Origin of the sequence: Henriciella mobilis (genome assembly GCF_003576315.1) — a bacterium.
Lineage (GTDB): Bacteria > Pseudomonadota > Alphaproteobacteria > Caulobacterales > Hyphomonadaceae > Henriciella > Henriciella mobilis.
The window spans coordinates 14,112-40,838 of sequence record NZ_QWFZ01000018.1; the positions used below are offsets into that span (position 1 = coordinate 14,112).

30 protein-coding genes are annotated in these 26,727 nt (G+C 57.7%); 11 read left to right on the top strand and 19 right to left on the bottom strand.

Features of this window, described 5'->3' with window-relative positions; genetic code table 11:
* Positions 1–3: 3 nt before the first annotated feature.
* From D1227_RS10530 to D1227_RS10555, 6 genes are all read left to right on the top strand, one after another.
* Positions 4–1,350, top strand: coding sequence for an aromatic ring-hydroxylating oxygenase subunit alpha (locus D1227_RS10530; RefSeq protein WP_119404661.1), 1,347 nt, complete (start codon positions 4–6; stop codon positions 1,348–1,350).
* On the top strand, positions 1,343–1,870 hold the full coding sequence (locus tag D1227_RS10535) for an aromatic-ring-hydroxylating dioxygenase subunit beta (protein WP_119404662.1): 528 nt from the start codon (positions 1,343–1,345) through the stop codon (positions 1,868–1,870). The genes D1227_RS10530 and D1227_RS10535 overlap by 8 nt, the downstream gene beginning before the upstream one ends.
* Before the next feature lie 77 nt (positions 1,871–1,947).
* Positions 1,948–3,315: an aromatic ring-hydroxylating oxygenase subunit alpha gene (locus D1227_RS10540; protein ID WP_119404675.1), complete on the top strand. Its 1,368-nt coding sequence runs from the start codon at positions 1,948–1,950 to the stop codon at positions 3,313–3,315.
* A gap of 14 nt (positions 3,316–3,329) precedes the next feature.
* The gene (locus D1227_RS10545; protein ID WP_119404663.1) at positions 3,330–3,881 is read left to right on the top strand and encodes a 3-phenylpropionate/cinnamic acid dioxygenase subunit beta; all 552 of its coding nucleotides are present in this window, start codon (positions 3,330–3,332) and stop codon (positions 3,879–3,881) included.
* A 165-nt stretch (positions 3,882–4,046) separates the two neighbouring features.
* A complete protein-coding gene (locus tag D1227_RS10550; protein ID WP_325048733.1) occupies positions 4,047–5,117 on the top strand; it encodes an alkane 1-monooxygenase in 1,071 nt (356 codons plus the stop codon).
* Positions 5,118–5,237: 120 nt separating this feature from the next.
* Entirely contained in the window at positions 5,238–6,278 is a 1,041-nt protein-coding gene (locus D1227_RS10555) for a 2Fe-2S iron-sulfur cluster-binding protein (RefSeq protein WP_119404665.1), read from the top strand.
* Positions 6,279–6,373: 95 nt separating this feature from the next.
* On the opposite strand, the gene D1227_RS10560 is transcribed toward D1227_RS10555, so the two are convergent.
* The 19 genes from D1227_RS10560 to D1227_RS10650 form a co-directional block, all read right to left on the bottom strand.
* Positions 6,374–6,754: a hypothetical protein gene (locus D1227_RS10560; protein WP_119404666.1), complete on the bottom strand. Its 381-nt coding sequence runs from the start codon at positions 6,752–6,754 to the stop codon at positions 6,374–6,376.
* A gap of 58 nt (positions 6,755–6,812) precedes the next feature.
* Positions 6,813–7,613, bottom strand: a complete 801-nt coding sequence (gene hcaB, locus D1227_RS10565) for a 3-(cis-5,6-dihydroxycyclohexa-1,3-dien-1-yl)propanoate dehydrogenase (protein WP_035540728.1) — start codon at positions 7,611–7,613, stop codon at positions 6,813–6,815.
* A gap of 39 nt (positions 7,614–7,652) precedes the next feature.
* Positions 7,653–9,152, bottom strand: coding sequence for an aldehyde dehydrogenase family protein (locus tag D1227_RS10570; protein ID WP_035540725.1), 1,500 nt, complete (start codon positions 9,150–9,152; stop codon positions 7,653–7,655).
* A 23-nt stretch (positions 9,153–9,175) separates the two neighbouring features.
* A complete protein-coding gene (locus D1227_RS10575; RefSeq protein WP_045695151.1) occupies positions 9,176–9,454 on the bottom strand; it encodes a 2Fe-2S iron-sulfur cluster-binding protein in 279 nt (92 codons plus the stop codon).
* A gap of 1 nt (position 9,455) precedes the next feature.
* Complete coding sequence (locus D1227_RS10580) at positions 9,456–9,668, bottom strand: 2-hydroxymuconate tautomerase (protein WP_035540723.1); 213 nt, start codon at positions 9,666–9,668, stop codon at positions 9,456–9,458.
* On the bottom strand, positions 9,669–10,439 hold the full coding sequence (locus D1227_RS10585) for a 2-keto-4-pentenoate hydratase (RefSeq protein ID WP_035540762.1): 771 nt from the start codon (positions 10,437–10,439) through the stop codon (positions 9,669–9,671). It lies immediately after the preceding gene.
* A 9-nt stretch (positions 10,440–10,448) separates the two neighbouring features.
* A complete protein-coding gene (dmpG, locus tag D1227_RS10590) occupies positions 10,449–11,480 on the bottom strand; it encodes a 4-hydroxy-2-oxovalerate aldolase (protein WP_035540720.1) in 1,032 nt (343 codons plus the stop codon).
* Positions 11,477–12,415: an acetaldehyde dehydrogenase (acetylating) gene (locus D1227_RS10595; protein WP_035540761.1), complete on the bottom strand. Its 939-nt coding sequence runs from the start codon at positions 12,413–12,415 to the stop codon at positions 11,477–11,479. The genes dmpG and D1227_RS10595 overlap by 4 nt, the downstream gene beginning before the upstream one ends.
* A 22-nt stretch (positions 12,416–12,437) precedes the next feature.
* On the bottom strand, positions 12,438–13,250 hold the full coding sequence (locus D1227_RS10600) for a fumarylacetoacetate hydrolase family protein (RefSeq protein WP_119404667.1): 813 nt from the start codon (positions 13,248–13,250) through the stop codon (positions 12,438–12,440).
* Between the two features lie 4 nt (positions 13,251–13,254).
* Complete coding sequence (locus D1227_RS10605) at positions 13,255–14,739, bottom strand: 2-hydroxymuconic semialdehyde dehydrogenase (protein ID WP_035540717.1); 1,485 nt, start codon at positions 14,737–14,739, stop codon at positions 13,255–13,257.
* Positions 14,740–14,778: 39 nt separating this feature from the next.
* On the bottom strand, positions 14,779–15,198 hold the full coding sequence (locus D1227_RS10610) for a GlcG/HbpS family heme-binding protein (protein WP_206741594.1): 420 nt from the start codon (positions 15,196–15,198) through the stop codon (positions 14,779–14,781).
* 14 nt (positions 15,199–15,212) lie between these two features.
* Positions 15,213–16,136: a catechol 2,3-dioxygenase gene (locus D1227_RS10615; protein ID WP_035540713.1), complete on the bottom strand. Its 924-nt coding sequence runs from the start codon at positions 16,134–16,136 to the stop codon at positions 15,213–15,215.
* Between the two features lie 20 nt (positions 16,137–16,156).
* Positions 16,157–17,008 carry an alpha/beta fold hydrolase gene (locus D1227_RS10620; RefSeq protein ID WP_119404668.1) on the bottom strand — a complete coding sequence of 284 codons (852 nt, stop codon included), beginning with the start codon at positions 17,006–17,008 and terminating at the stop codon, positions 16,157–16,159.
* Positions 17,009–17,198: 190 nt separating this feature from the next.
* Positions 17,199–17,804, bottom strand: a complete 606-nt coding sequence (gene gstA, locus D1227_RS10625; RefSeq protein ID WP_119404669.1) for a glutathione transferase GstA — start codon at positions 17,802–17,804, stop codon at positions 17,199–17,201.
* A 42-nt stretch (positions 17,805–17,846) separates the two neighbouring features.
* A complete protein-coding gene (locus D1227_RS10630; protein WP_035540708.1) occupies positions 17,847–18,326 on the bottom strand; it encodes an aromatic-ring-hydroxylating dioxygenase subunit beta in 480 nt (159 codons plus the stop codon).
* Positions 18,323–19,603 (bottom strand): aromatic ring-hydroxylating dioxygenase subunit alpha, encoded by a 1,281-nt coding sequence (locus D1227_RS10635; protein WP_035540707.1) that lies wholly within the window; start codon positions 19,601–19,603, stop codon positions 18,323–18,325. The genes D1227_RS10630 and D1227_RS10635 overlap by 4 nt, the downstream gene beginning before the upstream one ends.
* Entirely contained in the window at positions 19,600–20,622 is a 1,023-nt protein-coding gene (locus D1227_RS10640; RefSeq protein WP_119404670.1) for a PdxA family dehydrogenase, read from the bottom strand. The genes D1227_RS10635 and D1227_RS10640 overlap by 4 nt, the downstream gene beginning before the upstream one ends.
* Positions 20,606–21,100 carry an aromatic-ring-hydroxylating dioxygenase subunit beta gene (locus D1227_RS10645; RefSeq protein WP_035540703.1) on the bottom strand — a complete coding sequence of 165 codons (495 nt, stop codon included), beginning with the start codon at positions 21,098–21,100 and terminating at the stop codon, positions 20,606–20,608. The genes D1227_RS10640 and D1227_RS10645 overlap by 17 nt, the downstream gene beginning before the upstream one ends.
* Positions 21,097–22,509, bottom strand: a complete 1,413-nt coding sequence (locus D1227_RS10650; RefSeq protein ID WP_119404671.1) for an SRPBCC family protein — start codon at positions 22,507–22,509, stop codon at positions 21,097–21,099. The genes D1227_RS10645 and D1227_RS10650 overlap by 4 nt, the downstream gene beginning before the upstream one ends.
* A gap of 306 nt (positions 22,510–22,815) precedes the next feature.
* Here D1227_RS10650 and bphC point away from each other — a divergent pair, with 306 nt between their 5' ends.
* From bphC to D1227_RS10675, 5 genes are read left to right on the top strand one after another with little or no spacing between them, the layout of a single operon-like run.
* On the top strand, positions 22,816–23,715 hold the full coding sequence (gene bphC / locus D1227_RS10655; protein WP_035540701.1) for a biphenyl-2,3-diol 1,2-dioxygenase: 900 nt from the start codon (positions 22,816–22,818) through the stop codon (positions 23,713–23,715).
* Positions 23,716–23,768: 53 nt separating this feature from the next.
* Complete coding sequence (locus D1227_RS10660; RefSeq protein ID WP_119404672.1) at positions 23,769–24,095, top strand: non-heme iron oxygenase ferredoxin subunit; 327 nt, start codon at positions 23,769–23,771, stop codon at positions 24,093–24,095.
* Position 24,096: 1 nt separating this feature from the next.
* The gene (locus tag D1227_RS10665) at positions 24,097–24,585 is read left to right on the top strand and encodes an aromatic-ring-hydroxylating dioxygenase subunit beta (protein ID WP_045695146.1); all 489 of its coding nucleotides are present in this window, start codon (positions 24,097–24,099) and stop codon (positions 24,583–24,585) included.
* Positions 24,586–24,607: 22 nt separating this feature from the next.
* Positions 24,608–25,870 (top strand): aromatic ring-hydroxylating dioxygenase subunit alpha, encoded by a 1,263-nt coding sequence (locus tag D1227_RS10670; RefSeq protein WP_035540699.1) that lies wholly within the window; start codon positions 24,608–24,610, stop codon positions 25,868–25,870.
* A complete protein-coding gene (locus D1227_RS10675; RefSeq protein ID WP_035540696.1) occupies positions 25,867–26,463 on the top strand; it encodes a 2-hydroxychromene-2-carboxylate isomerase in 597 nt (198 codons plus the stop codon). The genes D1227_RS10670 and D1227_RS10675 overlap by 4 nt, the downstream gene beginning before the upstream one ends.
* Positions 26,464–26,727: the final 264 nt, after the last annotated feature.

Here is a 26,727-nt window from a genome sequence, read left to right on the forward strand (position 1 = left end):
CAGATGGATGTTTCCGACCTGGTCGATACGACGACAGGCCGTCAAAAGCGGACGATCTACTCGAACGAGGAGCTCTACAAACAGGAGCTTGAACGCATTTTCGGTCGCTGCTGGCTGTTCCTCGTTCACACCAGCCAGATCCCCAAAGCTGGTGACTATTTCCGCACCTTCATGGGCGAGGACGACGTCATCGTCATTCGCCAGAAAGACGGATCGATCAAAGCATTCCTCAACAGCTGCACCCACCGCGGGAACCGCATTTGCCGCGCCGATCGCGGCAATGCCAAGGCCTTTACCTGCAATTATCATGGGTGGTCGTTCGCGCCAGACGGGTCGCTCGCCGGGGTTCCGCTGGAAAACGAGGCCTATTTTGGCGAACTGGACCGCAGCAAGCTGGGCCTGGTTCAGGTAACCCATGTTGCCGAATACAAGGGCCTGGTCTTCGGCTGCTTCGATCCAGATGCGCCCTCGCTCGAGGATTACCTTGGCGATGCAAAATTCTTCCTCGATGTCTGGCTGGATGCGATGCCAGGCGGAACTTCGCTGCTCGGCGAAACCCAGAAGATGGAGCTGGGCAGCAACTGGAAGCTGCCGGTTGAGAATGTCTGCGGCGATGGCTACCATCTGGGTTGGGCGCATGCCGGAGCGATGTCGGCCGTCCAGTCGATGGACCTTGCCGGTCTCAGCGTCGGCAATTCGAGTACCAACCTCGAAGGCGGGCTTTCCGTCGCCGGAATGAACGGCCACATGGCGCTGACCTCGCTCGACGGGATTTCGGGCTACGCCTTCTACCCCGAACCGAAGCCCATGATGGATTATCTGGAGGCCAATCGTCCCACGGCGATCGAGCGGTTGGGCAAGGTGCGCGGCGAACAGCTCTGGGGTTCGCAGATCAACATCACGATTTTCCCCAATCTCCAGTTCCTGCCAGGCCTGAACTGGTTTCGGGTCTATCATCCCAAGGGTCCGGGCAAGCTCGAGCAATGGACCTGGGCGATGGTGGAAAACGACATGCCTGACGAGATGCAAGCAGCAATCCTTGACAATCAGTGCCTGACCTTCGGGCTTGCGGGCCTGTTTGACAATGACGATGGCGATAATCTTGCCGCCTGCACCGAACAGTCGCGTGGCTGGCGGACGGCGCAGATGGACGTCTTCACCAACATGGCGCTCGGCCGTTCTGGGCCGCGCGATGGCTTCCCCGGCGACATCGCAGCCGGATTGGTGAGCGAGCACAACCAGCGCTATTTCTATCGCCGCTGGCAAGAACACATGCAGGCTGAAAGCTGGGCCGAGGTTCCCACCTACAACATCAACTCGCTCTCCGTTGAGGAGCCTGGGAATGCTTGAAATGAACCCTGCCCCGGTCCTGGTAGAGGATATGATCGCTCTGACGCAGCGCCTGTATCACGAAGCGCGCCTGCTCGATGCCGAACGCTTCGAGGACTGGCTGGAGCTGCTGTGCGACGATGTTACCTACCGAATGGACCTCAAACGGCGGCGCTTCCGGGCAGATCGGTCGCCGCCGGCGGCAGTCGGTGCTGGCGTTGTTTTTAACGAGAACTTTGCGCGCCTTAAACTCAGGATCGATCGCCTGCGCTCGGGATATGTGTGGGCCGAGGATCCGCCCAATTTCGTGCGCCGCGTCATATCGAACGTCGAAATCGAACCTGCGGATGCCGAAAACGAGGTGATCGTACACTCGGTGATCGTTATTCATCGCAACCGCATCGACGGCTTGGCGCGTCAATTTACTGCGGGGCGCACCGACCGGTGGCGCCATGGCACGCAGGGCTGGTGCCTCGCTGCGCGTGACATCGCGCTTGACCATGCGGTGCTGCCAGACAGCAACATCAACGTGTTTTTCTAAAATGAGGTTACAATTTTCTAAAATGAAGTTACAATTTTCTAAAATGAAGTTACAAAGAAGTTAATGGGAGAGAAATGATGCGCATTGAACGGATCGGCCGCGAGCCAGAATTTTCACAATACATGGACCTCAAGGAAGGCTGGCTCGATCGCCGGATCTTCAGCGATGCCGAGATTTACGAGGAAGAGCTGTACCGCATCTTCGCACGGTCCTGGCTGTTCGTGGCCCACGAGAGCCAGCTGCCCAAGGCGGGCGATTTTCTAACCACCCATATGGGCGAAGACGCCGTGATCGTCGCGCGTCAGCCCGATGGCTCGATCAAAGTCTTCCTGAATTCCTGTCCGCATCGCGGCAACAAGGTGTGCTTTGCCGACGCCGGAAACACCCGCCGGTTTGTCTGCAATTACCACGGCTGGGCCTTTGATACCGGCGGTGAACTGAAAGGCATGCATGAGGAATATTGCTACGACGAAATCGATATTGATCGGAAAAAGAACGGCTTGAAGCAGGTTGCCCGGGTAGCCGGTTACAAGGGGTTGGTGTTTGCGACCTTCGCCGAAGACGGTCCGAGCCTGGACGCGTGGCTGGGCGACTTTCGCTGGTACCTCGACATGTTGCTCGACAACGAAGAAGGCGGCACCGAATTGATCGGCGGCTGCATCAAGTCGGTGATTAACGCCAACTGGAAGTTCGGCGTCGAGAACTTCATCGGTGATGCCTACCATGCTGGCTGGACCCATGATTCCGGCTGCCGTTCGATGAACAATGGCGAGCCTTTCCCGCCGGTCGACATGGAAAATTCCTACCATGCCAGCGTCAACGGCCACGGGTGGGAATTCGGCACCGAAGGGGTCGGCGATCTCTTCCTCCTGGGCCGACCGAAGGTTATGGAATACTATGAAAGAATCCGGCCCAAGATGGCCCAGCGGCTGGGTGAGATGCGCTCCCAAATCTTCGGATCGGTCGCCTCCGCGTCGATTTTCCCCAACGTGTCGTTCCTTCCAGGCATTTCGACCTTCCGTCAGTGGCAGCCCAAGGGACCAATGGAGTTCGAACTCAAGACCTGGGTGATCGTCAACAAGGCGATGCCCGATGACATCAAGGATGAAATTACCAAGGGGGTCATGCAGACCTTTGGCCCAGGGGGCACGTTCGAGATGGACGATGGGGAAAACTGGAGTAACTGTACCACGGTCAACCGCGGCGTAGTGACCCGCCACGAACGCCTGCACTACCGCTGCGGCATATCGCGCCAGATCGAGCACGATACGCTGCCGGGCATCGTCTATCGCGGGCAGTATAACGACGCCAACCAGCGCGGTTTCTACCAGCGTTGGCTCGATATGATGGAAGCCGACAAGCTGGATGCAATGCCCGAGCGCCCAGAACCGCGCCTGACAGGCGTTAGCGAGACGCGCGACGTTCCCGGCCTGTTCGCGCTCTGAAAGGAATCATCACTATGACAAAGAACACCACGTTCAAACGCCCGCAGACGGGCCAGAGCGCCTCGCTCGAACTGACGCACGCCTTGACCCAGACCGTCTATCGCGAAGCGCGCATGCTCGACGATGAGAACTATGTTGGTTGGGTCAAGATGCTGGCCGACGATTTGCTCTATCATATGCCCGGCATTGAAACGCGCTATCGCCGCGACAAGACCGACCAAGTAAACGATCTGACCCGGATGGCCTATTACAACGACAATCTGGAGGAGATCAAGAAACGGCTTTCGCGGCTGGAAACCGGTACGGCCTGGTCCGAGGATCCGGCCACGCGTTACACGCACATCATCACCAACGTTGAGGTAGAAATGACTGAGAAGGAAGGAGAATACCAAGTCTTCTCCAACTTCTACGCCTATCGCAATCGCAATGAGCGTGAGGAAGACTCGCTGATCGGCAACCGTGTCGATATCTGGCGCGAAGCGGGAGCTGCATTTCAGCTGGTCAAACGGCGAATCATACTCAAGCATAATGTCCTGCTCAGCAAAAACCTGAACATCTTCCTTTAGGGATGCGGCGGCACGAAATGCGAAGCCAGTCGCATTTCGTGCCGCTAACCATGCGCGCCTCGGCGCGGGGCATTCCCATATACGGACTACAATATGGCCGGCCTGCGGACCGGACGGATCTGAGAGAATAAAGTGGACGCATTACGGTATTATCTTGTGCCCTTGATGACCATGACGGGCATCGCAGGGTTTGTCCTCGGCGGCCCGTTCGTGTGGCTCGGCTTTGGCACCTTCCCAGTGCTGATGATGCTTGACATAGCCCTTCCAAATGACAGCAAAATGCGCGCACTCGGCATTTCGTCCGTCGCCGATTTCGCGATCTATCTGCAGCTACCGCTGATGATCGCACTCTATCTGGTTTTCGCCCACTCGGTAAACTCCGGCACAAATCCTATCTTGGGTGATGCGGCTTCGGGTTGGCAGATCGCCGGATCGATCGCCAGCCTTGCATGGCTTTCTGCGGTTCCGACCCTGCCCGTCGCGCACGAGTTGATGCATCGCCGGCACTGGTTCCCAAGGGCTGTGGCAAAAGGATTGAGTGCCTTCTATGGCGATCCCAATCGCGATATTGCGCACATTGTCACCCATCATGTGCATCTCGACACAGCGAAAGATAGTGACACACCCTTGAGAGGGCAGACCATCTACAGCTTCGTGTTTTCGGCCACCTGGGGTTCGTACAAGGACACCTGGGATAAGCAGGCGGAGATCCTTTCGCGTCTGGGTCATTCGAAATGGAGCTGGCGCAATGCGATGTGGTTGCAACTGGTGCTGGTTGGCGCAATTATCGGTGTGATGGTCGTTCTCGCCGGTCCTATCGCCGGACTCGTGACGGTCACCGCGATGTTTTTTGCCAAGATGCTGGTTGAAGGCTTCAATTACTTTCAACATTACGGCCTGCTGCGGATCGAGGGGGAGCCGATCGCCAAGCATCACGCATGGAACCATCTTGGCATGATCGTGCGTCCGATCGGGGTCGAGATCACCAATCACATCAACCACCACCTCGACGGGCACACCCCATTCTACGAACTGCGGCCCGAGCCCGAGGCGCCGCAGATGCCGTCGCTGTTTCTGTGTTTCCTGTGCGGACTGGTCCCGCCAGTCTGGAACCGGTTCATCGCCCAGCCGCGCCTCAAAGACTGGGACCAGAGGTTTGCATCACCTGGCGAGCGCAAACTTGCACAAGCCGCCAACGCGAGGGCCGGTTGGCCGCAGTGGCTCGCCATCGACTGACACAGTCCACCAACATCCGTCCGGTCATCTGCATGTTACTCGAGCGTCGTCCCTCCGGGGATGACACTTCCTTTTACTTTCATCCCACTTGCCGCAAATCGAACAGAATAGATCGCATTCATGTTTTCCTTCCTGAAAAAGCCCAAGCCCAACAAGGTGACTTTGACCTCCGAAGCGCGGGAGTTGTTTGTCGCCCAAGACAAAACCCTGCTCGAAGCAATGCTCGCCGAGGGCATGGCCATGCCGCACGATTGCAAAGTCGGTTCGTGCGGAACCTGCAAATTCAAGCTTCTGGACGGCAAGATACGGGAATTAAGTCCATCCGCGCTGGTTCTGGAGCGCGACGAACTGTCGGCTGGATACAGGCTTGCTTGTCAGGCCCTACCCCGCTCGGATTTGACGATTGCACTCGACGCTCCCTTGTTGAGCCAGCAAGCTGTCAATAACTATCCGGCAACGATTGTCGCAGCCACCCGGCTTTGCCCGGATATAATCAACCTCATTGTCGAGCTTGACCGACCGCTGTCCTTTACCCCAGGCCAGTACGCCGATCTGAGCCTGCCTAGCATCGACGGCCCCCGAAGCTACTCCTTCGCATTCGCACCCGAAAACGGGTCGGCAAAGCAGTTGCAATTCCATGTCCGCCATGTTCCGGGAGGCGCTTTCACCGACTGGTTGTTTGGCGGTGAACGCATCGGAACGCAGATGGAGGTGGCGGCGCCCTATGGCGCGTTCCACCTCAAGCCAAGCAAGGCGCCAATGCTCTGCATTGCGGGTGGCAGCGGCCTCGCTCCGATCATGGCGATTTTGCAGGAGGCCCGTGCGCTTGGCGCCAATCGGCCGGTTATCCTGTTGTATGGCGCCAGGACCAAGGCGCACCTTTATTGCCTTGATGAAATCAGCGCACTCGCCGCCGACTGGAATGCGCCGTTCGAATTTATACCGGTCCTGTCCGAAGAATCACCGAATAGCCCCTGGGAAGGCGCCCGGGGGCTGGTGACGCAGCAGATCGCCGAAATACCAGACCGGGCACAATGCGAGGCCTATCTCTGTGGCCCGCCCGCGATGGTCGACCTCGCTGAAGAAGTGTTACTCAAAGCCGGCGTGTCTCGCCATGCGATCTCTGCAGATCGTTTCCTCGATCGGAGCAGCGCGCGGTAACCCCGCACTAAAATAGCCTGTGCGCCAAGCGCTGTTTTGCGCCTTGGAGCAACAATGTCAAGCCGGGCGCGAGACAGTGATTCTGCAACCCCGAGTCAGTTATCGACCCGGATCATCTTGCCAACCACTTCCTGGATATCCACCTTTTGGGTGTTGTCGAGCAGAACTGCAACGCGGTTCAAGGTAGCAATAACTGACGTGTATTGACCATGCGCGTAAAAGGCGTCGATCGGATAGACGACTGTCTTGTCGACAGGTGCACGATGGTAGCTGAGCTGCCCGATCCCGTAAATTGCGAGTCCCCCGGCTTCGGCGTGAGCCATCATACGTTCGGCGCGATCTCTTGTGAGATCGCCGCCGAATTCGACCAGTTGGGGAGGCGCGACGGTCGGACCAAGGTGCGTCGGTTTCCACCGGGCGGCTCCAATAACCCCCGAAATGACGAACAAGTCGGAAAATTGAAATTTCTCAGCCATGGCTTCTATCCTCCTATCATGCGCTTGATACTAACAACCCTAGCTCTCGGCATCGTGTTCACCCGTCCGGACGTTTCCCGATTCCGATTCCGCCATCGCTGAGGAGCACTGTTCCGGTCATGTACGAAGAGTCCCGCCGCGAAGCCAAAAGGGTATAGAGACCAGCATGGTCGGCAGGTTCGGCGATCCTTCCGAGCGGAGTCATGCCGGAAATCAAATCGTCAAGCCCGGGCATCTGTTCCATCTTTGTCTCTGCAAAGCCGCCGGTCTGGGTACCGCTGAGCGGGGTCCGTGTCCCACCCGGCGCAACGCCGTTGACACTGATGTCCGGTGCTAGTTCCCAGGCCAGCTGTTTGATAAGCCCGAGCACAGCGTGCTTGGACGCAACGTATAGAGTGCCGCCTCCTCCAGTGTAGTAGCTTGAAGTCGAGGCGGTAAAAATAATACTTCCCTTAACCTTCCGGAGCTCGGGGATGGCGGCGCGGGCACCGAGAAAGTAGCCCTTGAGGTTGACATCGAATATCTCGTCAAAAACCTTTCCGAGCTGCTCGGGCTCCTGCTGTTCGAGCGGAACCATGAAATCCCAGATTCCAACGTTCCCGACAAACACATCGAGCTTGCCGAACGCCGCCACGGTTTCCGCAACGGCGCGGGAATTGTCCGCATAGGAACGCACGTCTCCCGTTACCACGACGACGCTGTCTCCATGTCGCGAACGCACCAGTTCTGTCTGCTCGTCATCCTTGACGAGCACGCCGACCCTGGCGCCTTCTTCGATATAGCGCGCGACTACCGCCGCGCCGATCCCGGTGGCGCCACCGGTAAGTAGCGCCACCTGTCCATCAAGCCTCTTAGACAATTTTCTCTCCTTCTTCGCCGATTGTCGTTCAGTTCAAAATTACTGATCGAACATCCCGGTGCGACCCTCTTGCAAGTTCACCACGACCGACTTGGTCTGGGTGTAGTGGTTAAGCACTTCATGACTGAATTCACGACCGAACCCGCTCTGCTTGTAACCGCCGAGTGGCATGTTGGCCTTCAGATTGTAGTAGCGGTTGATCCACACCGTGCCGGTTTCGAGCTTGCGTGCCATGCGGTGCGCGCGCGCGATATCGCGGGTCCAGATACCACCGGCGAGGCCGTAATTGGTATCGTTCGCCACCTTCATCATATCGTCTTCGTCCTTCCAGCTAATCACGCTGGTAACGGGGCCGAAGATCTCTTCACGCGCAATACGCATCGAGTTGTTGACGTTGGTAAAGACCGTCGGGCTGATGAAGTGCCCATCGGCAAGATTGTCGTTACGGCTGCCGCCGGTCAGAACGGTGGCGCCTTCTTCGGTAGCCAACTGGAGATAGCTCTCGACCTTGTCCATTTGCATCTTCGACGCCTGTGCGCCGAGCTGGGTCGCAAAGTCCAGCGGATCGCCCTGACGAATACCTTCGAGCGCCACCTTGAACTTCGCAAGGAACTCATCCTGGATCGACTCGTGCAGGAACAGGCGTGAGCCAGCCAGGCAAACTTCGCCTTTGTTGAGCACGGTCGACATCGTGGCACTTTCGACCGCGGCATCGATATCAGCATCCCCACAAACGATGTGCGCGGACTTACCGCCCAGTTCGAGCGTCTGCGGGATGATATTGGCGGATGCATATTGCATGACCCGGCGGGCCGTCGCCACCGACCCGGTGAAGGCGACCTTACGGACGTCCTCATGAGTCACAAGCGCCTCACCGACGTCAGGACCGTAGCCGGTGACCACGTTGATCACGCCTGGGGGCAAAAGATCCGCCATTTCTACGAAGAATTCGATCACCGAAAGGCAGACCGTCTCGGCAGGTTTAAGCACAACCGTGTTCCCTGAAGCAAGGGCTGGCGCGATTTTGCACGCCATCATCAGCATCGGCACGTTCCACGGGATAATCTGCGCGCACACGCCCAGCGGCTCGCGGTGAACGATGCCGACAGCATCGGGGAAATCCAATGTCTGACCATGAAGGCCATACGCCGCGCCGGCAAAAAGCTCGAATTGGCCGATTGCCTGAGGCATATCGAAATACATCGATTCGCGGATTGGCTTACCGTTGTTCAGGGTCTCAAGCGTGGCATAATGCTGATGGCGCGCCTTGAGCCGACGCGCGACCTCAATCAGGATTTCCTGACGTTCGGCAGGCGAACTTTCTGACCACTTCGGAAAGGCGGCCTTTGCAGCGGCCACTGCACGCTGGATATCCTTGGCATTACCGGCCTGGATCTTGGTCAGCACCGCGCCTGTGGCCGGATTGATCAGGTCGATCGTCTTCCCACTATCACCGGAAATCCACTCGCCGCCGATAAAGTGACCGTATTCGCTCTTAATTCCGTATTCGTTTTCAACGTTTTTGAGTTTGGTAGCCATTTCATATCTCCTCTAGATTTATATTACACTTCGATTAATAAGTCAGCGGCCGGATAGAGGCGGCATGCTAGGGCATAACCCGCTTCACGGTCGCTTTCTGAAACCTTTGCGGCACTCATTTTGCCGGTCTTATAGCCCCCTTCGACCACTTTGACCCTGCAGATCCCGCACCCGCCGCCCCGGCAACCAACGCCAATATCGCTCGATCCGCATCGCTCCATGGCCAGCAAGACCGACTCGTCCTCACCGCAACTGAACTCTCCGCCGCCGACAATCCGGATCAGGTGCAGCCCAGTTGTCACGTCATTCCTTCCCGGCGGCCTTTGCGGCCGCTTTCGCCGCGAAGGACTGTCCACCGACCGCGAAGTGGCCGCTCGGCATCTCGCGCAAGATAATGCGGACCGATTCACGCGGCGCCCCGATCGACGTTATGGCAGCATCGGTCAGGGCTTGGATCAACCGTTCTTTGTCATCCGGCGATCTACCCTCGAGCATGTTGACCTCGATGATTGGCATTTACGCCTCCACCTGAAACATTACGGCACCAAGCCCCTGGATATTCGTGCGGACGGTTTGACCGGGCGCGAGATTGGGAGCGGCGGTGATGCCACCTGCCATGACGATGTCGCCTGCTGAGATTTCTTCTCCGCCTTCAGCGACAAGTCGCGCCGCGGCGACCAACGACCGCAAGGGATGGCCGAGAATAGCTGCAGTCGAACCGACCTCGATCACATGGCCGTCGATTTCGAGCACAACCCCGAGGTTCGAGAAATCCTTGGCTGGATCGTTCCATTGTCCGATCACAAGGCCAGAAGACGAGGTGTTGTCGGCAATAACATCAGACAAAGCGAACTTGAAGTTCTCGTACCGGCTATCAATGATTTCCATTGCTGGAGCAATCGCTTCGACCGCCGCCAGCGCCTCCATCGCTGTGACCTTTCCGGAAAGCGGTGCCTTCATAAGGAAGGCCACTTCCGGCTCAACCCGTGGGTGAACGAAACGTGCGCGAGACATCGACGCGCCTTCCTCGATCAGCATCGCGTCGGTCAGGCGTCCCCAGGCTACCTCGTCGACCCCGACCTGCAGCATCTTGGCCCGGCTCGTCAGACCCATCTTGACTCCGATTCGGCGTTCACCGCGGCTGAGGCGACGATCGACCGACAGCTTCTGCACCAGATAGGCATCCGCCACACTCAGATCGGGGTCGGTATGCGTCAGTTGGGGCGTTGCGCGCGCATGAAGCGCCGCGCTGTCCAGAATTTCCGCGTAACGTTCAATCTTGTCCATTGCCATCGCCTATGTTGCCCGCGCGGAAACGAGATCGAGCGCAACATCGACAATCATGTCTTCCTGCCCGCCAACCATGCGCCGTTTACCCAGTTCGATCAGAATTTCGCGGGTGTCGAGGCCGTATTGTTCGGCCGCCTTTTCCGCGTGACGAAGAAAGCTTGAATAGACACCGGCATAGCCCAGGCTCAGCGTCTCGCGGTCGACCCGCACCGGGCGATCCTGGAGTGGACGGACCAGATCTTCCGCTGCGTCCATCAACGCCATCACGTCGCATCCATGGTTCCAGCCCTTTCGGTCGGCCGCAGCAACGAACACTTCGAGCGGGGCGTTGCCCGCCCCTGCCCCCATGCCTGCAAGGCTGGCATCGATCCGTACTGCGCCTTCCTGAGCGGCAACGATCGAATTTGCGACACCGAGCGACAAATTGTGGTGGGCATGCATGCCGCGCTGGGTTTCTGGCTTGAGAACGCGGTCGTAAGCCCGCAGCCGCTCGCGCACACCGTCCATGTCGAGTGCGCCGCCGCTGTCGGTCACATAAACACAGTGCGCGCCATAGCTTTCCATCAGCATGGCCTGCTGGGCCAGCGCCTCGGCGTCGATCATGTGGCTCATCATCAAAAAGCCCGATACATCCATACCAAGATCGCGGGCGATACCGATATGCTGCTTGGCAACGTCTGCTTCAGTGCAATGGGTTGCAACACGTACCGAGCGAACACCCAATGCGTAAGCGCGGCGAAGCTCTTCGACCGTGCCGATGCCAGGGACCAGCAGCGTGGTCAGCACCGCCCGTTTGATCACGTCGGCTGCCGCCTCGATCCATTCCCAGTCGGTGTGAGAGCCAAAGCCATAGTTGAATGACGTGCCGTTGAGACCGTCACCGTGCGACACTTCAATGGCGTCGACACCGGCATCGTCCAGGGCCTTGGCGATCGTGCGGACGCTGTCGGTGCCGTACATGTGAAGGATTGCGTGCATCCCGTCACGCAGGGTGACGTCCTGGATGTAAAGCTTGCCGGTTTCAGGGTTGAAGGTCATGGTGCCACCCTTTCTAGGTTCTGCAATGCAAGCCGCTCGCCGGCCGCCTTGGCCGCAGCTGTCATAATGTCGAGGTTGCCGGAATATTTTGGCAGGTAATCGCCCGCCCCCTCTACCTCGAGGAAAACGCTGGTCTTGAGACCGACGAACTCGCCATAGCCGGGGATTTTGAGAGGCTGGTTCGAACCAAACCGCTCGAACTGTACCTCCTGCTTGAGGCGATAGCCGGGGACATAAGACTGGACGGTCTGCACCATGTCCTGCACCGACTGCCGGATAAGATCCTCGTCAACCTGATCGGTCAGCGTGAAAATCGTGTCGCGCATGATCATCGGCGGTTCAGCCGGATTGAGGATGATAATCGCGCGTCCGCGGCGCGCACCGCCAACGACCTCGATCGCCTTAGCAGTGGTCCGGGTGAACTCGTCGATATTGGCGCGGGTTCCCGGCCCCGCTGAACGCGACGAAACCGATGCGACAATTTCTGCGTAATGGACAGGACTCACGCGTGATACGGCTGCGACGATCGGGATGGTCGCCTGGCCTCCGCAGGTGACCATGTTCACGTTGCGGACGCTGCTGTCGAGCACATTTCCGACCGGGGGCACGAAAAATGGTCCCAATGCTGCGGGTGTCAGGTCAACGACCAGTTTGCCATCCTGCTGCAACGCGGCATCATGCTCCTTGTGGGCGTAAGCCGAGGTCGCGTCAAAAGCGATCCCGATCTCCGAATAGACGGACAGCTTGCGTAGCCCTTCAATCCCCTCGTGGGTGGTTTCCACGCCCCGTTCGCGGGCCATCGCCAGCCCCTCGGATGCCGGGTCGATACCAACCACTGCGGCAAGTTCGAGCACATCTGAACCTTTGAGCAACTTGATCATCAGGTCGGTGCCGATATTTCCCGAGCCTATGATCGCACATTTCATTTTTGGCATACGCTTGTCTTTCATCCAGTTTTCAGTTGGTATCGGCGGCGAATTCTGCCCGCACCATTCCGACACCGTTTATTCTTGCCTCGACGACATCGCCTCGGTTCACTCCGGCCATGGGGCCGAGCGCGCCGGACAGGATCACGTCGCCTTCAAGCAGCGGCCGGCCGACCCGCGCCATGACCCGCGCCAGCCACAACGATGCGGTGATCGGGCTGCCCAGGCAGGCGATACCAGCGCCGACCGAAATGGGTTCGCCCTTGATCTCCATCACCATGCCGCATTCACGCAGATCGAGCCCATCGAGCTTGCGCGGAACCGCGCCCAGCACGAACAGGCCACTTGAGGCATTATCGGCAACCGTATCCCAGATGCGAATGTCCCAATTGGCCACCCGGCTGTCGACGATCTCGATCGCCGGCACGACATATTCCACCGCGCGGATCATTTCGGCGGTCGTCAGGTCCGGATGGGGCAGGTCGCGACCGATGACGATCGCGATCTCAGCTTCGACCTTGGGCTGAATCACCTGATCAAGCGAAACCGGTATGCCTTCAGGCACGTCCATGTCGGCAAACAGCATGCCGTAATCGGGCTGGTCGACGCCAAGCTGCCGCTGGACTGCAAGCGAAGTGAGGCCGATCTTGCGGCCTACCAGTCTTCGTCCGCTGTCGACATAGTGCCGGGTATTGACCTCCTGCACGGCATAGGCCGCATCCACCCCGCCCGCCGATATGAGGTCGCGAACCGGTGCGACGGGCGTTCCGCTTGTCGCGGCACCGCGCAACTGTTCGGCTGCTTGTTGAATGACCCGAGGGTCTATCTTGGTTTCCATGGTCATAATCTCAGAGCTTCACACAAATGTTTGCGGTTTCAGTGTAGAATTCGAGGCTGTGAACACCGCCCTCCCGGCCGATCCCGGAATGGCCAGACCCGCCAAACGCCGTGCGCAAATCGCGCAGGAACCAGCAATTGACCCAGCACACACCGACCTGCATCGCCGCTGCCACCCGGTGCGCGCGCGAAAGGTTTTCGGTCCACACGGTCGCGCACAATCCGTAGTCGGTGTCATTGGCCAGCGCGATAACCTCGTCTTCGGAGTCGAACGGGATTACCCCGCAGCACGGACCGAAGATCTCCTCCCGCATCACTGTGCTGTCGTGCGCAAGTCCGGTCCACAGCGTCGGCTCGACATAGAAGCCGCCCGCCTGATCGCCATCGACTTTCGGAACGCCGCCGCCGGCGACAACCGTCGCCCCTTCTTCGACCGCTTTCGCGTAATAGCCGAGCACCTTGTCGCGGTGCTCTGCGCTGATCAACGGCCCAAGGTAGGTCGGATCGCCTATCACGCCGGGTTTGAACGTCTGCGCGGCTAGCGCCATCCGCTGCACGAATTCATCAAATATCGGCCGCTCGACGTATACTCTCTCTGTGCCGAGACAGACCTGCCCGGTGTTGAGGAAGACCGAGCGTGACAGGCCCTCAATCGCCTTGTCGAGATCAGCGTCGGCGAAGACGATCGCCGCATTCTTGCCGCCGAGCTCGAAAGAAACGTCGCGGACCCCGACTGCAGCCTTTTGCATGATCGCCTGCCCGGTTCCGGTCTCGCCGGTAAAAGTGATCGCATCGACATCCTTGTTGGAGGTCAGGAACTCGCCCGCCGAGCCGCCGCCGAAACCATGGACGACGTTGTAGACACCTTCGGGCATCCCCACCGCGTTCATGACTTCGCCCAGAAGCGCTGCTGTTCGGGGGGTTTCCTCCGAAGGCTTGATTACCACTGTGTTTCCGCAGGCTAGCGCCGGTCCGACCTTCCAGGTCATCAGCAGCAACGGGAAGTTCCACGGGCAGATCACCGCGATCACGCCCTTGGGCTTGCGCACGGCATAATTGATCGCCTGCCCACCATCGGGCGTCGGCGTGGTGAAGGATTCGCCTGGCATCGTCGCGATAACGTCGGCGAACATGCGGAAATTCGCCGCGCCGCGAGGAATGTCGATGTGCGAAGCCACGTGACGGGGCTTGCCGGTATCGGCCACCTCGGCATCGAGAAAATCATCCGCACGGCGCTCGATTTCGGCGGCCACCGCGACGATCAACTTGACCCTCTCGGCCGTCGTCATCTTGCCCCAAGGACCATCAAGAGCCGCCTCAGCCGCCGCCACTGCATCGGCGACATCGGCTTCACTTGCCTCATGAACCGTGCCGATCGTCTGTCCGGTTGCAGGATTGACGTTGTCAAAGGTCTTTCCCTGGCTGCCCTTGCGATAGGAACCCCCAATGAAATTGAGGATGGTGTCGGCTACAGGTCGAGGCGAATTGGTAGTCATTTGAGTTCTATCGTTCCAATTTATTGAGGCGCTGGCCGCTCACTGCTGCCCTGCGCCGATTGCGGATAGGCCCGCGTTGGCGCAGGCAATGTCGCGTTCTTCAGATCCACCAGAGACGCCGATTGCGCCGACGAATTCGCCATCGATAACGATGGGCAGCCCCCCGCCAAACATCACGATCCCCGGCTGAACGGTTATCCCGGCGCTCAGCGCCGGATTGCCCGAAACCATCTTGTACACGTCAGGCGTCGCAACCCGAAAGCTGGCGGCGGTATAGGCCTTGTCCTGGGCAATTTGTGACGAGGGAAAGGGTGTTCCGCTTGCTCGCAGCAGAGCCACCAGTTCGCCTCCTCCACCGATGACGGCGGCAACGACCGGGCAACCGGTTTCCTCGCCCTTGGCGACGGCGGCCGAAACCGCTTGTGCGGCCAAGCCGTGTCCGATTGTCCGGATTGTCACCAAACCGTCCATGATCAGGTGTTTACCGTCATGAAGCGGTCGGTCAGCGCCTTCTCGTAATAGAAAATCGCCTTGCCTGCGTTTTCCGCCTGCCACATGCGGCGCGGGTTGTCGGGGTAGTAGAAATAGCCGCCGCTGAACGTCTCGTTGCGGTTGCCCGACGGATCGAAGAAATAGATCGTCTGGCCGCGAGTGATCCCGTGGCGCGTAGGGCCGATGTCGAGCGAGATATCGTAGCGACTGATAATGTCAGCCGCGTGCCCAACATCGTGCCAGGATTCGAGAAAGAACGAAGTGTGGTGGATCCGGCCATCTTCCGGATAGCCCAGAAAGGCGACATCATGGGCCTTGTTGCTGCATGACAGGAAGATACCGAGACGTGCCCCCGTACTTTCGTCGACCAGTTCCTCGGTGACGGAGAAGTCGAGAACTTCCACGAAGATCTTGGCGCTCGCCGAGATGTCCACGCCGTTGAGCGCACAGTGGTCAAACCGGGTCGCGCGCATGCCGCGGGGCTCGGCGATCCAGACATCAGGGTTCCGTACTGCGGGCCCGGTTTCGGACAGCTCCATTTCTGCGTATAGGTCAAACTCATGCGCGGTCGGCGTGTTGAAGCGGATTTTGCGTCCGACACCCGGATCTTCGCCAGCGGGAATGACATCGACGTCAACTCCCGCGTCGAGCAGGCGTGCGGCAAAATGATCAAGATCGGAGTCTTTCGCGACCTTGAACGCCATCCGATCTAATCCGGCCGAATCCGCTTCGCGCAGGATGATGCTGTGGCGGTCGAATTCGTCGAACGCCTGGAAATAGGCACGCCCATCCTCGACGCTGACGAGATTGAGACCGATCCGGTCACGGTAATGAACAATAGCCTCGTCGAGATCGAGGACCCTCAGTTGCACGTATCCTGGACGGAGTACACCAGTTACAGCCATTTCAGTTCTCCTTGTATGCGTCAGCCATTGAGGCCGGTGGTGAAAAATTCAGACACAATTCGGTTAAAGCTGGCCATGCGCTCAATCTGAACCCAGTGCCCGCATTCGCCGAAAACGTGCAGGTCCGCACGAGGCAGCAGATTGGCCAAGCGCACGCTCGACTCCAGCGGAATGACCTGATCGGACCGGCCATGCAGGATCAGGGTCTCGTGCTGCAGCGCGGTAATATCTTCTTCGCGGCTTGCCAGCATCGCTATATTGCTCTGGCGGTCTGGGCCGCCGAAGGTCGCATGGTAAGGTTCATGCGCACCCGGACGGATACTTGCTTCATATCGCGACTTGACCAGATCGTCAGTCAGCCTGCTGTGATCCCAAGCAAGATACTTGAGTGATGAGCGCATGGCTTCGACCGAAGGTTCGTAGCCCCAGACTTCCTCAAGCGCGGGTGTAATCGGAAATTCAAGACCGGCTGGCCCCATCAGCACCGCCCGCTCGACCCGATCTGGATGAGCGATCATGAAAGCAAGGGTAATGCCGCCACCGAACGAATTGCCCACCATTGACACCTTGTCGATGCCAAGTTTGTCGAGCAGAGCTGCCAACTGATCAACCCAGATCTGCTTGTCTTCGACTCGGCCCTTGGAATCGGAATAGCCAAAACCGAACATATCTGGCGCAATGACTCGGAACCGCTTAGCGAGTTCGGGCATATTAAGTCGCCAATTGGCCCAGGCAGTGACGCCAGGCCCTGAGCCATGGACCAGCAAAACCGCCGCGCCTTCGCCGACATCATGATAATTGGTTGCGCAGTTATCCACGACCAGCGATTTGCCGATCTCGGCGCGTGCGACTTCATTCGAAGCGGTGATCATACTCTCTCCCGAACTTTTTTTGTTGGTTCCGGTAACCCCGACGAATCTTGTTCCTGCAAGAACCCGCCCGGATTTACTCCAAAAGACCAAATTTGTTATTATTTGTTATTGCTCTAAAAAGAATGCATTTGCAATAGGCCAAAGCTTTGCAACCATCGCAATTGCTCCCGATAGTGTCAGCGAAAGAAATTCAGATGAGGCCTTCTGCCTTGAGAGCTGCTCCCACCGAGGGACGCTGCGCTATCTTGCCAGCAAAAGCGCCGAGCGCAGGATAAGCTGCCATGTCGATGCCGACATGGGCGGGCCAGCCGAGGATTACAAACAGGTAGATATCAGCGACGCTAAATGCTTCGCCGACATAATATTCCTTGCCAGCGATTTCCTGATCAAGTCCGGCCAAATGACCTTTCACGGCGACCGTCGCTGCGGCCTTGGCGTCGTCCGTTGTGCCAGGCGTGAACAGCGGGACGAACGCCTTGTGCAATTCCGAGCCGAGAAAGCTGAGGCGGCTCAACAGCTGATAGCGCTCAATGCTGCCCTCCGCTGGCGCCAAGCCGACTCCGGGATTTTGATCGGCGATATAAAGCAGAATTGCTGGGTTCTCGGTCAGGCTCTGACCGTTGTCCAGGGTCAGCGCCGGGACCTTGCCGGATGGATTAACGGCCAGAAAATCGTCGCCTGCTTCGGTTTTGCGGGTTGCGAGATCGACCTTGACCGCCTCGAAATCCGCGCCGGCTTCGCGCAGGGCAATATGCGGTGCAAGCGAACAGGCGCCGGGACTAATAAACAATTGCATTGTGTTTCTCCTCTTGTCTCTTGTTGGTAAAAATTGCGGCCGTCAGATCGGGGTCGCCAGCAGGGTCGCGATCCGGTGGGTGTCGTAGACGCACGTCCGGCTGACCAACCTTGCCGCGCCGTCCTCGACAAGGAACCTGTCGACATACTTTCCGGCATTAAAGATGCGCGTTTCACCGTCGTTGCGGGTTTGCAGCACGGCATAGCTGGCCTCCGCCGTCACCGTGTTCCCTTCGCTCCCAGTCACAACCGCCCGAGAGATTAGATGACGACTGAAATGTTCTGGGAACACGTTGGCCTGGCGCAGGGCCACCACGCGATCAACCAGCATTCCCTTGCTATCACAATACATCACTGCAGCAGGCAGGCCATTGTCGACATTCTCGCGAGCGATCACCTGATAGAGGCAATCTTCAACAAAGAACTCGGGCCAATCTTCAAGGCGCCCGTCATCGAGGCATAGACCGTAAGCGGCGTTCAGGGAATCGATCAGACCTTGCAGAACTGGATCTGCGATCGTCATGCCGGCACCTCCGCTGTCGAGGCCGACAAGGCATCACCCATCAATTCCAGATATCCTTTCCAGAATCCACGCACGGCGTTCTCATCCATGCCCATCGGTGCGTAATATTCGCGTACATCGTCGCCACCCATTTCGATGAAATTAAACTTGCCTTCCGCCCCGATGGTCCCCTGCTGGCAAAGCTCGACCGCTTCGCCGTCCTCCATCGATATCAGCCCGGAAGGCCCAACGAGATTCAGGTTGCGCAGGCGGTGCCGCGTTGTTTCCTCATCATCGTCGGCATAGCCAAAGTAAGTCCAGACCAGCTCGGTCTTGTCAGGGCCAAGCGTCACGATCTGACGAGTCGCCAGCGTGTTCTGGATTTGCTGCAGCACTACGTTGGGGAACAGCGATTGGATGTGCAGCCCCACATCGTCGTCAATTTCGGGCCGGAATTGCAACAGTCTTTCATCCTGCAATTTCGTGGCCCCTTGCATCTCCCGATTGGCTTCGTCGCCGAACGACGTGTAATCGATGTCGCCCTTGGGTTTGGACACCGTAAAGACGTTATGGAAGCCCTGCTCGGCAAGTTCTCCCGCGCTGTCCTGGCTTTGGCGGTAAATGCCGAAGGTGGGATAGAACAGATGTAGCAAGGCGCCGTGATAGCTATCCCGGCTGTTTTCGGAATAGAGCTTCCAATTGCCCGCCATATACTGCCGCGAATAGCCCAACACTTTGATCGGGCGCTGGAAAACCCGGTCGATATATTTGCGCATCACGGGGCCTAGAAAGTCCTCGAGCGGCTCTATTTCAGACGAAAACGTCCCAAACACCATCCCCTTGTAGCTCTCCACCCGAAGCTTCTCGAGCGAGTGATTGGCCGGATCGAAATCCTTATCATAGCCGCCGACGCCCTTCATGCCGCGCCGGAACGGCACGCCAACTAGCGTTCCTTCGGAATCGTAAGCCCACTGATGGTATACGCAGACAAAAGCGCCATCAGCCTGATTGCCGCGCAGTGAGCGGCATACAGTTGCTCCCTTGTGCGCGCACCGGTTGACCCAGGCGAAAACCTTGTCCTCCTGCCCGCGCACCAGAACGACGGGTGTTTCACCGACATGGCTCGTTCGAAAATCGCCAGCATTGGGAATTTCGGCTTCTAGTCCAAGGTAACACCAGGTGCGACCCTTGAAGACGTTGCGCTGTTCCGCAGCGAATACTTCGGGGTCGTGATAGACCTTATAGTCGATCGCCGTGGGGATTGATCGCTGGGCCTCAACCCGCACTTGAGTGTTCATTCCATCACTCCTTCAAGTTCAAATCCCTTCCCAGATGCGAGCCGCCCACAGGTGCGCATCGCGCTGAGCATCATCGCCGCGTCCGCTATGCCTGAACCGACAATGTCGTAGGCGGTGCCATGGGCGACCGACATGTGGAGATAGGGCGGCCCCATCATGATTACGCAGTTGCCCGAAAATCCCCAGGTCTTGACAGCAATATGGCCCTGATCGTGGAACATCGCGAGAACCATGTCGTAGCGGCCCTCGATACACTGGCGGAAGACCGAATCCGGCGCGACCGGCCCTTCGACGGCAATCCCCATGGCCTTGGCCTGCTCGACACCCGGCGCGATGGCCAGCCGCTCCTCATCGCCCATGGCGTGGGGATTAAGCCCGGCAACCGCAATGCGCGGTTTGGCAATGCCCCAGGACTGCATCGCGTCGTTCACCTGCCCGATGGCCTTGGCCACAAGATCAGCGGAAATGACATCGATCACCTGACGCAAGGACATATGATCAGTCAGATGCGCAACCCGCAAGGGGCCGGTCAGCAAAACGAGATAGCTCTCGCCGGGCGTAGGGCTGATAACCTTGTCCAGCTTGCCGGCCATCTTCAGCGAACCGGTACTGATCGGTCCCATGATCGTCGCCGCAAAGGATCCGTCCCGCGCCAGCGCATCAAGCTCATCAAGCCATTGCGCCGTCGCGTGCCCCGCCGCCTCAGTGTCTTCGCCCAGCGGCAGAACCCCGGCAGGCAAGGCACCCGTGTCGATCACATCAATCACGCCCGGATCGTCACTGGGCGTCTCGAGCGACTTCATGGCACGCACGCGCGCTTTGACCCCGGTCATGTCGATGGCCCGTTCGACGGCCGCAGACGACCCGACCAGAACCGGGACAGACACTTCGTGAACTTGCCCGCTCGCAAGCGCCTTGACCGCAACCTGCGGACCGATCCCGGCAGGATCGCCGATCATCGTTCCAACGACCGGCCGTGTGCCAAGCGAACCCATTGGCCGGTCAGATACTGTAGACATCGAGCATTGTCTTGGCGACGTCGTTTATCACAATCGTCTTCTTGCGCTTGATCACAAAGGAATTGCCTGCTGGCGCAAGGTCGTAGTGCGCGGATCCGCTGTAAACGGTGACATCGCCTTCAAGCACCGAAGTGACGGTCCATGAGGTTCGCACCTGCAAACCAGCAGCGGTGTCATCGACCGACAGCAGCGTGAACATATGCTGCGTCCGCGGAGCAGGCGTACTGGATGAAGACCGGCCGGTCCGGATGCGAAACACCCGATCTTCCAGCCCGCCCCGGTTATGATAATAGATGAGCGAGATTTCACGCTTCGGATCGGCGGTCAGGCGTTCGCTATCATCCCAGGCAGGGACCCAGTATTCAGCCTCCTCGTCGTAGAGCGCCAACCAGGAATCCCAGTCCTTCTCGTCCAGCGCCTGGGCCTCTCGCCCAAGGAAGCGCAACACCGACAGCCATTTTGCATCTACGTCAGTCATAAAACCAGCCCCTTGTCCCCAAACGCCATCAGTTCAGCGCTTTCGCGATCGATCGCCGAATTCATGCGGTTCACCCACTCATCATGGATCGCAACATAAAGGCCTTCGTCGGCCACGGCGGGACTGCTGAGGACGGCGTCTACATCCAGTCCTGCACCGAAATGTCCAGCGCCCTTCTCCCATCTGGGAGCGCCGCGCGACATATCATTCATCCGGCCTTCACCGCTGGCGAAAGCAATCTGGCAATTGTTGAACTCGGTCAGGTCATCGGGTGTCGCCATGCCGCTGGCGTTGAAGAAGTCTTCATACTGCCGAATCCGCAAGGCCCGGGCCTCAGCACTCTCACCAACAGGCGCGATGCAATAGGTCGTGACTTCCGTTTCATCGACCGAAATCGGGTGAATGATTCTGATCTGGCTGCTGGTCTGGTCCATCAGGAACACATTGGGGAAAAGCTGGAGATTGCGGATCCGTTTGTTCATCCACAATACCTTCTCTTCCCCGTGGGTGGCAGTCAACCAATCGATCCACTGAAAGTTCGGCCGATCCTTGAAATTGGCATAGTCAGCCCACAGGACCGTATGGCCATTCTTGAAAGAGAACGACCCGCCATCCTGCTGATTGAAGTTGGCAAAATCGATCGCCTTGGTATCGTTTTTCGATTCGCCCAGAACACGCCGCTGGACGGTCATGAAGTAGTTGGCGTGGACAGTGCTGACGTGATATCCGTCAAGACCGTTTTCAACCTGCATCTTCCAGTTGCCCTGATAACGATATCGGGTGGCACCAGGGATTACCTCAAGCTCTCCAGTCTGGGATTGATCGACAAGCAGGTCAATGAACGTTTTCGACCCAGCCAGATAATCCTCAAGCGGCAAGACGTCGTCGGAAAGGCTTGCGAATATGAAACCGCGATAGCTTTCAAGGCGCGCAATTTGCGGCAGACCAAAATCAGCCTTGTCGAAGCCCGGCGCATAGCCGCCAGCCGCTTCTTCCGTGACGTCCAGCAAATCGCCTGCCGATGAATAGGTCCATCCATGAAACGGGCACATGAAATTCTTCTTATTTCCGGCCTTTTCACGGCAGACGCGCGCGCCCCGATGCGCGCAGGCATTGATCATGCCACGAAGGTTCCCGGCCTTGTCTCGCGTAATAAGGACAGGCACCCTGCCGATTTTTGTTGTAATGAAATCGTTGGGCTTAGCGACCTGACTTTCATGCGCAACGAACACCCAGTTGCGTTCAAAAACGTACTTTACCTCAAGCTCAAACATTTCGGGGTCGGTAAAAGCGGCACGATCTACCTGATAGACGCCGCGCGCTTCATCCTTGGCCAGCCATGATTGTAATCGGCCCCGCAGGACCTGCAGGTCGGCAATACGCCCAACGAGCTCTTCCGTCGCATTCATGTCTGATTTCTCCCGTTTTTTAAATTCCAGTCAGATGCCGCGCCCGAAATCCTTGAGCGCCGTGAACTTCCCACGTCCGCATCGTCGGAAACATGGAGAAACATCAGGCAACGAATCGAACTGTCAGACCTAACCATTGCCTTCTATACACGAGGAATTTAGTATATGCAACGTATTGCACCATGAGAAATCTTGAGTTATAACACCCACAGAATCGGATAGTCGAAGTCGCAATAATGGCGACGGCGGATCCGTTGGGCATTTGGACATAACGTCCAAGGCAGAGATAAAGGGGAGAAGTAGCAAATGTCATCGGTCACCGAACTTGGATATCTGGGCATGTCAGTGACAGATCTCGATGCGTGGCGAGCCTACGCAGCCGAGGTTGCCGGAATGGAAGTCGTCGACGAAGGTGAGGGTGATCGGATCTATCTCCGGATGGATCTGTGGCATCATCGCATTGCACTTATCAAAGGCGACACTGACGATCTGGCCTATATGGGCTGGCGGCTTGGCGATCCGACCGAGTTCGAGGCAATGGTTGAAAAGCTGACCAACGCCGGGGTAGCAGTGACTGTGGCGAGCGATGCCGAAGCCCGCGAGCGTCGCGTGCTCGGCCTGGCCAAGTTGACCGATCCCGGTGGAAACCCCACCGAAATCTTCTTCGGCCCGCAAGTGGATGCCCACAAGCCTTTCCATCCCGGACGCCCCATGTTCGGCAAATTCGTCACCGGGTCGGAAGGGATCGGTCACTGCATCCTGCGCCAAGACGATGTCGAAGCCGCAGCCGCGTTTTACCGCCTGTTGGGGCTGCGCGGATCGGTTGAATACCAGTTGCACCTGCCCAACGGCATGGTTGCCATGCCGTACTTCATGCATTGCAACGAACGGCAGCACTCGGTCGCCTTCGGCCTCGGCCCGATGGAAAAGCGCATCAACCATCTGATGTTTGAATATACTGAACTGGACGACCTCGGGCTCGCTCACGACATCGTGCGCGAGCGGCAGATCGATGTCGCGCTTCAGCTTGGCAAACATGCCAACGATTTGGCCCTCACCTTCTACTGCGCCAACCCGTCCGGCTGGTTGTGGGAATTTGGTTGGGGTGCTCGCAAGGCGCCAGCCCAGCAGGAATTCTACACCCGCGATATTTTCGGCCACGGCAATGAGGCCCAGGGGTACGGCATGGATATCCCTCTCCAGTAAGGGGCCTCCAAAATGGCTGTCATATCAATTATTTCAAAGGATTGCGAAACACTATGACAAATAAGGTACGTCTTTGTCCAGTTGCCGACGTCAAGGATGGCGAACCGATCGGCGTGTTTCTGGATGACCTGCCGGCGCTCGCTGTTTACAATGTTAATGGTGACATCTTCGTCACCGACAACATGTGCACCCATGGAAACGCCATGCTGACCGATGGGTACCAGGATGGCGGCATCATCGAATGTCCTTTTCATGGCGGTTCGTTCGACATCGCCACGGGGGCGGCGAAGGCCTTTCCATGTCAGGTTCCGGTCAAAACATACGCGGTTGCTATCGAGGATGGTTGGGTTTGCATCGACGAACTGGGCGGAGCGGCCTGAAATGGACCTGTCCACTTCTGAGCGGTTTCGCTTGCAGCAACTTGCGACCGAACTCAACGCGACCCACGCCGAACTGATAGATGACGACCGGCTGGAGAAATGGCCCGACCTGTTCGTACCGGATTGCACCTACCGCGTCATCGCACGCGAGAACCATGATCGCAATCTGACACTGTCCGCAATATTCTGCGACAGCAAGGGCATGTTGGTCGACCGCATAATTTCCCTACGCAAGGCAAACATTTTCCCGGTCCACAGCTATCGCCACATCCTTGGTCCGACGCGCATCGTTTCGGCGCATGAATTCAAGATAACGACGCAAACGAACTACGCCGTTCTCATGACCCGTGCGGACGGACACACCGAAATATACAATGCCGGGAAGTATATTGACGAGATCGATTGCAGCGAAGACCAGCCTCTTTTTATATCAAAGGTCGCTGTTTTTGACACAAACGTCATCGATACAATGATGGTTCGTCCAATCTGACCCTTATCATGGAAATGTAGTTATGGCAGAAAAAGCGCTTAAAAACAGAGGGTCTTCGGCAACAGCGGACGTCGCGGGCTACCGTGTTCCTTATCGGGTATTCACGGATCCGGACTATTACAGGCGCGAGCAGGAAAACATCTTCCAGGGTGAGACGTGGTCCTTCGTCGCACTAGAAGCCGAAGTTCCCGAGCCTGGAGACTTCAAGTCGACCTTCATCGGCGAGACCCCGGTAATAGTTACCCGAGGTAGCGACGGAAAAGTCCATGTTGTGGTCAACCGCTGCGCCCACCGCGGTGCCTTGGTCTGCCGCGAGATGCGCGGCAACCGGCCCAGTCTGGAATGCGTATACCATCAGTGGGCATATGATTTGGAAGGCAATCTGATCGGGGTTCCGTTCCGGCGCGGGCTTAAGGGTCAGGGCGGTATGCCGGGCGACTTCGACATGAAGGAGCATGGCCTTAGAAAGCTGCGCGTAGATTCTGTAGGTGGGTTGGTCTTCGCCAGCTTTTCGGAAACTGTAGAGCCGCTGCGTGACTTTCTGGGGCCGATCGTGATCGAGCACATCGAACGTATCATGTGCAAGCCGATCAAGGTTCTTGGAGATCAGCGCCAGCATGTCCACGGCAACTGGAAGCTGTATGCGGAGAACACACGCGACCCTTATCACGCGAGTTTGCTCCACCTGTTCCATAACACTTTCGGTCTCTACCGCTCCACACAGACGGGCAAGAGCGTGATGGATGCTAACAAGCGCCATTCACTGCTTTATTCGATCGCCGCCAGCAACGATGATGCGGCAGATAAGCAGGCCTACGGCGACTCCCGAACTTTTGACACCGAGTTCAAACTTCAGGACATGTCGCTCCTGAAGGGTCGGCAGGAATTCGACGATGGTGTGACCCTCGTCATCCTTGCTGTCTTCCCGAACCTAGTGCTCCAGCAAATCCAGAACACTCTGGCTGTCAGGCAGACCGTGACTAAGGGCACCGATGGCTTCGAACTCGTCTGGACCCATTTTGGCTATGCCGACGACGATGTCGAGATGCAGGCGATCAGGCAGAAACAGGCAAACCTGATCGGTCCGGCCGGGCTGGTCTCCATGGAAGATGGCGAAGCGGTCGAGATAGTGCAGAGAGCTGTCATAGGCGAACACGACGCGGCCTCATACATCGCCATGGGCGGCGATCGCCCCGATGATGCCGACCACCTGGTCACTGAAGGCGCCATTATTGGGTTCTGGCACAACTACGAGAAGCTGGTCGGCTTTGGAATTGCACCTTGACCAAAACAATCGACTTCTATTTTGATTTTATCAGTCCCTTCAGCTATCTCGCGCAGCTGAAGTTGCCAGACCTGGCCCGGAGGACTGGTTGCAAGATCGAATATTGGCCGATCGACATTCCGGAGGCGAAGATTGCCGCTGGCAACTATGGCCCATCCAACCGTGAAGTTGCACCGAAAATAAAGGTCATGATGGCTGATCTGGAGCGTTGGGCAGTCAAATACGCGGCGCCATTGAAATTTCCTGCGAGTTTCGCCTGTGCAGACTGGAACTGCGCGGTGGTTTACGCTCGCGGCCATGGCCAGGCCGAAGCTTTTGTCACAGCGGCATACCACCGAATCTGGGGACTTGGCATCGATCCTGGTGATCTCAGCGAGTTACGAAGTTGTGCCGAAGAAACTGGCCTCGACGCCGATGGGTTGTGCGAATTCATAGCATCTCCAACCGGCCAGGGCGAATATCGCAAGGTGCGTACGCAAGCTTATCAAAGAGGCGTATTCGGCGCGCCTCTTATGTTTGTCGATGATCAAATATTCTGGGGCAATGACCGCCTCGATTTTCTCGAATCTTACCTGGTTGCTACCAATGAGTAATTCGAAATTAGGAGAGTTTGTGATGCCAAGAAAGGGACGTATTGCCGTCGCTGCACATGGTACTTTATCTGCCATTGGCTTTCCTTGTGCTTCGGCGGACGTCTCGATTGTGCGCGCTCGCAGCACGGGCGTGTCCGGGCCTGAAAGGGGGCGATCTGGACAGATATGGTGTTGGTAGAACGGGTTGGGTGGCTGTCGATCAACAGTATTTACGAGCCTCCCCACAAATTCGGTATGATGCTCTACAGACAATTATAATATATT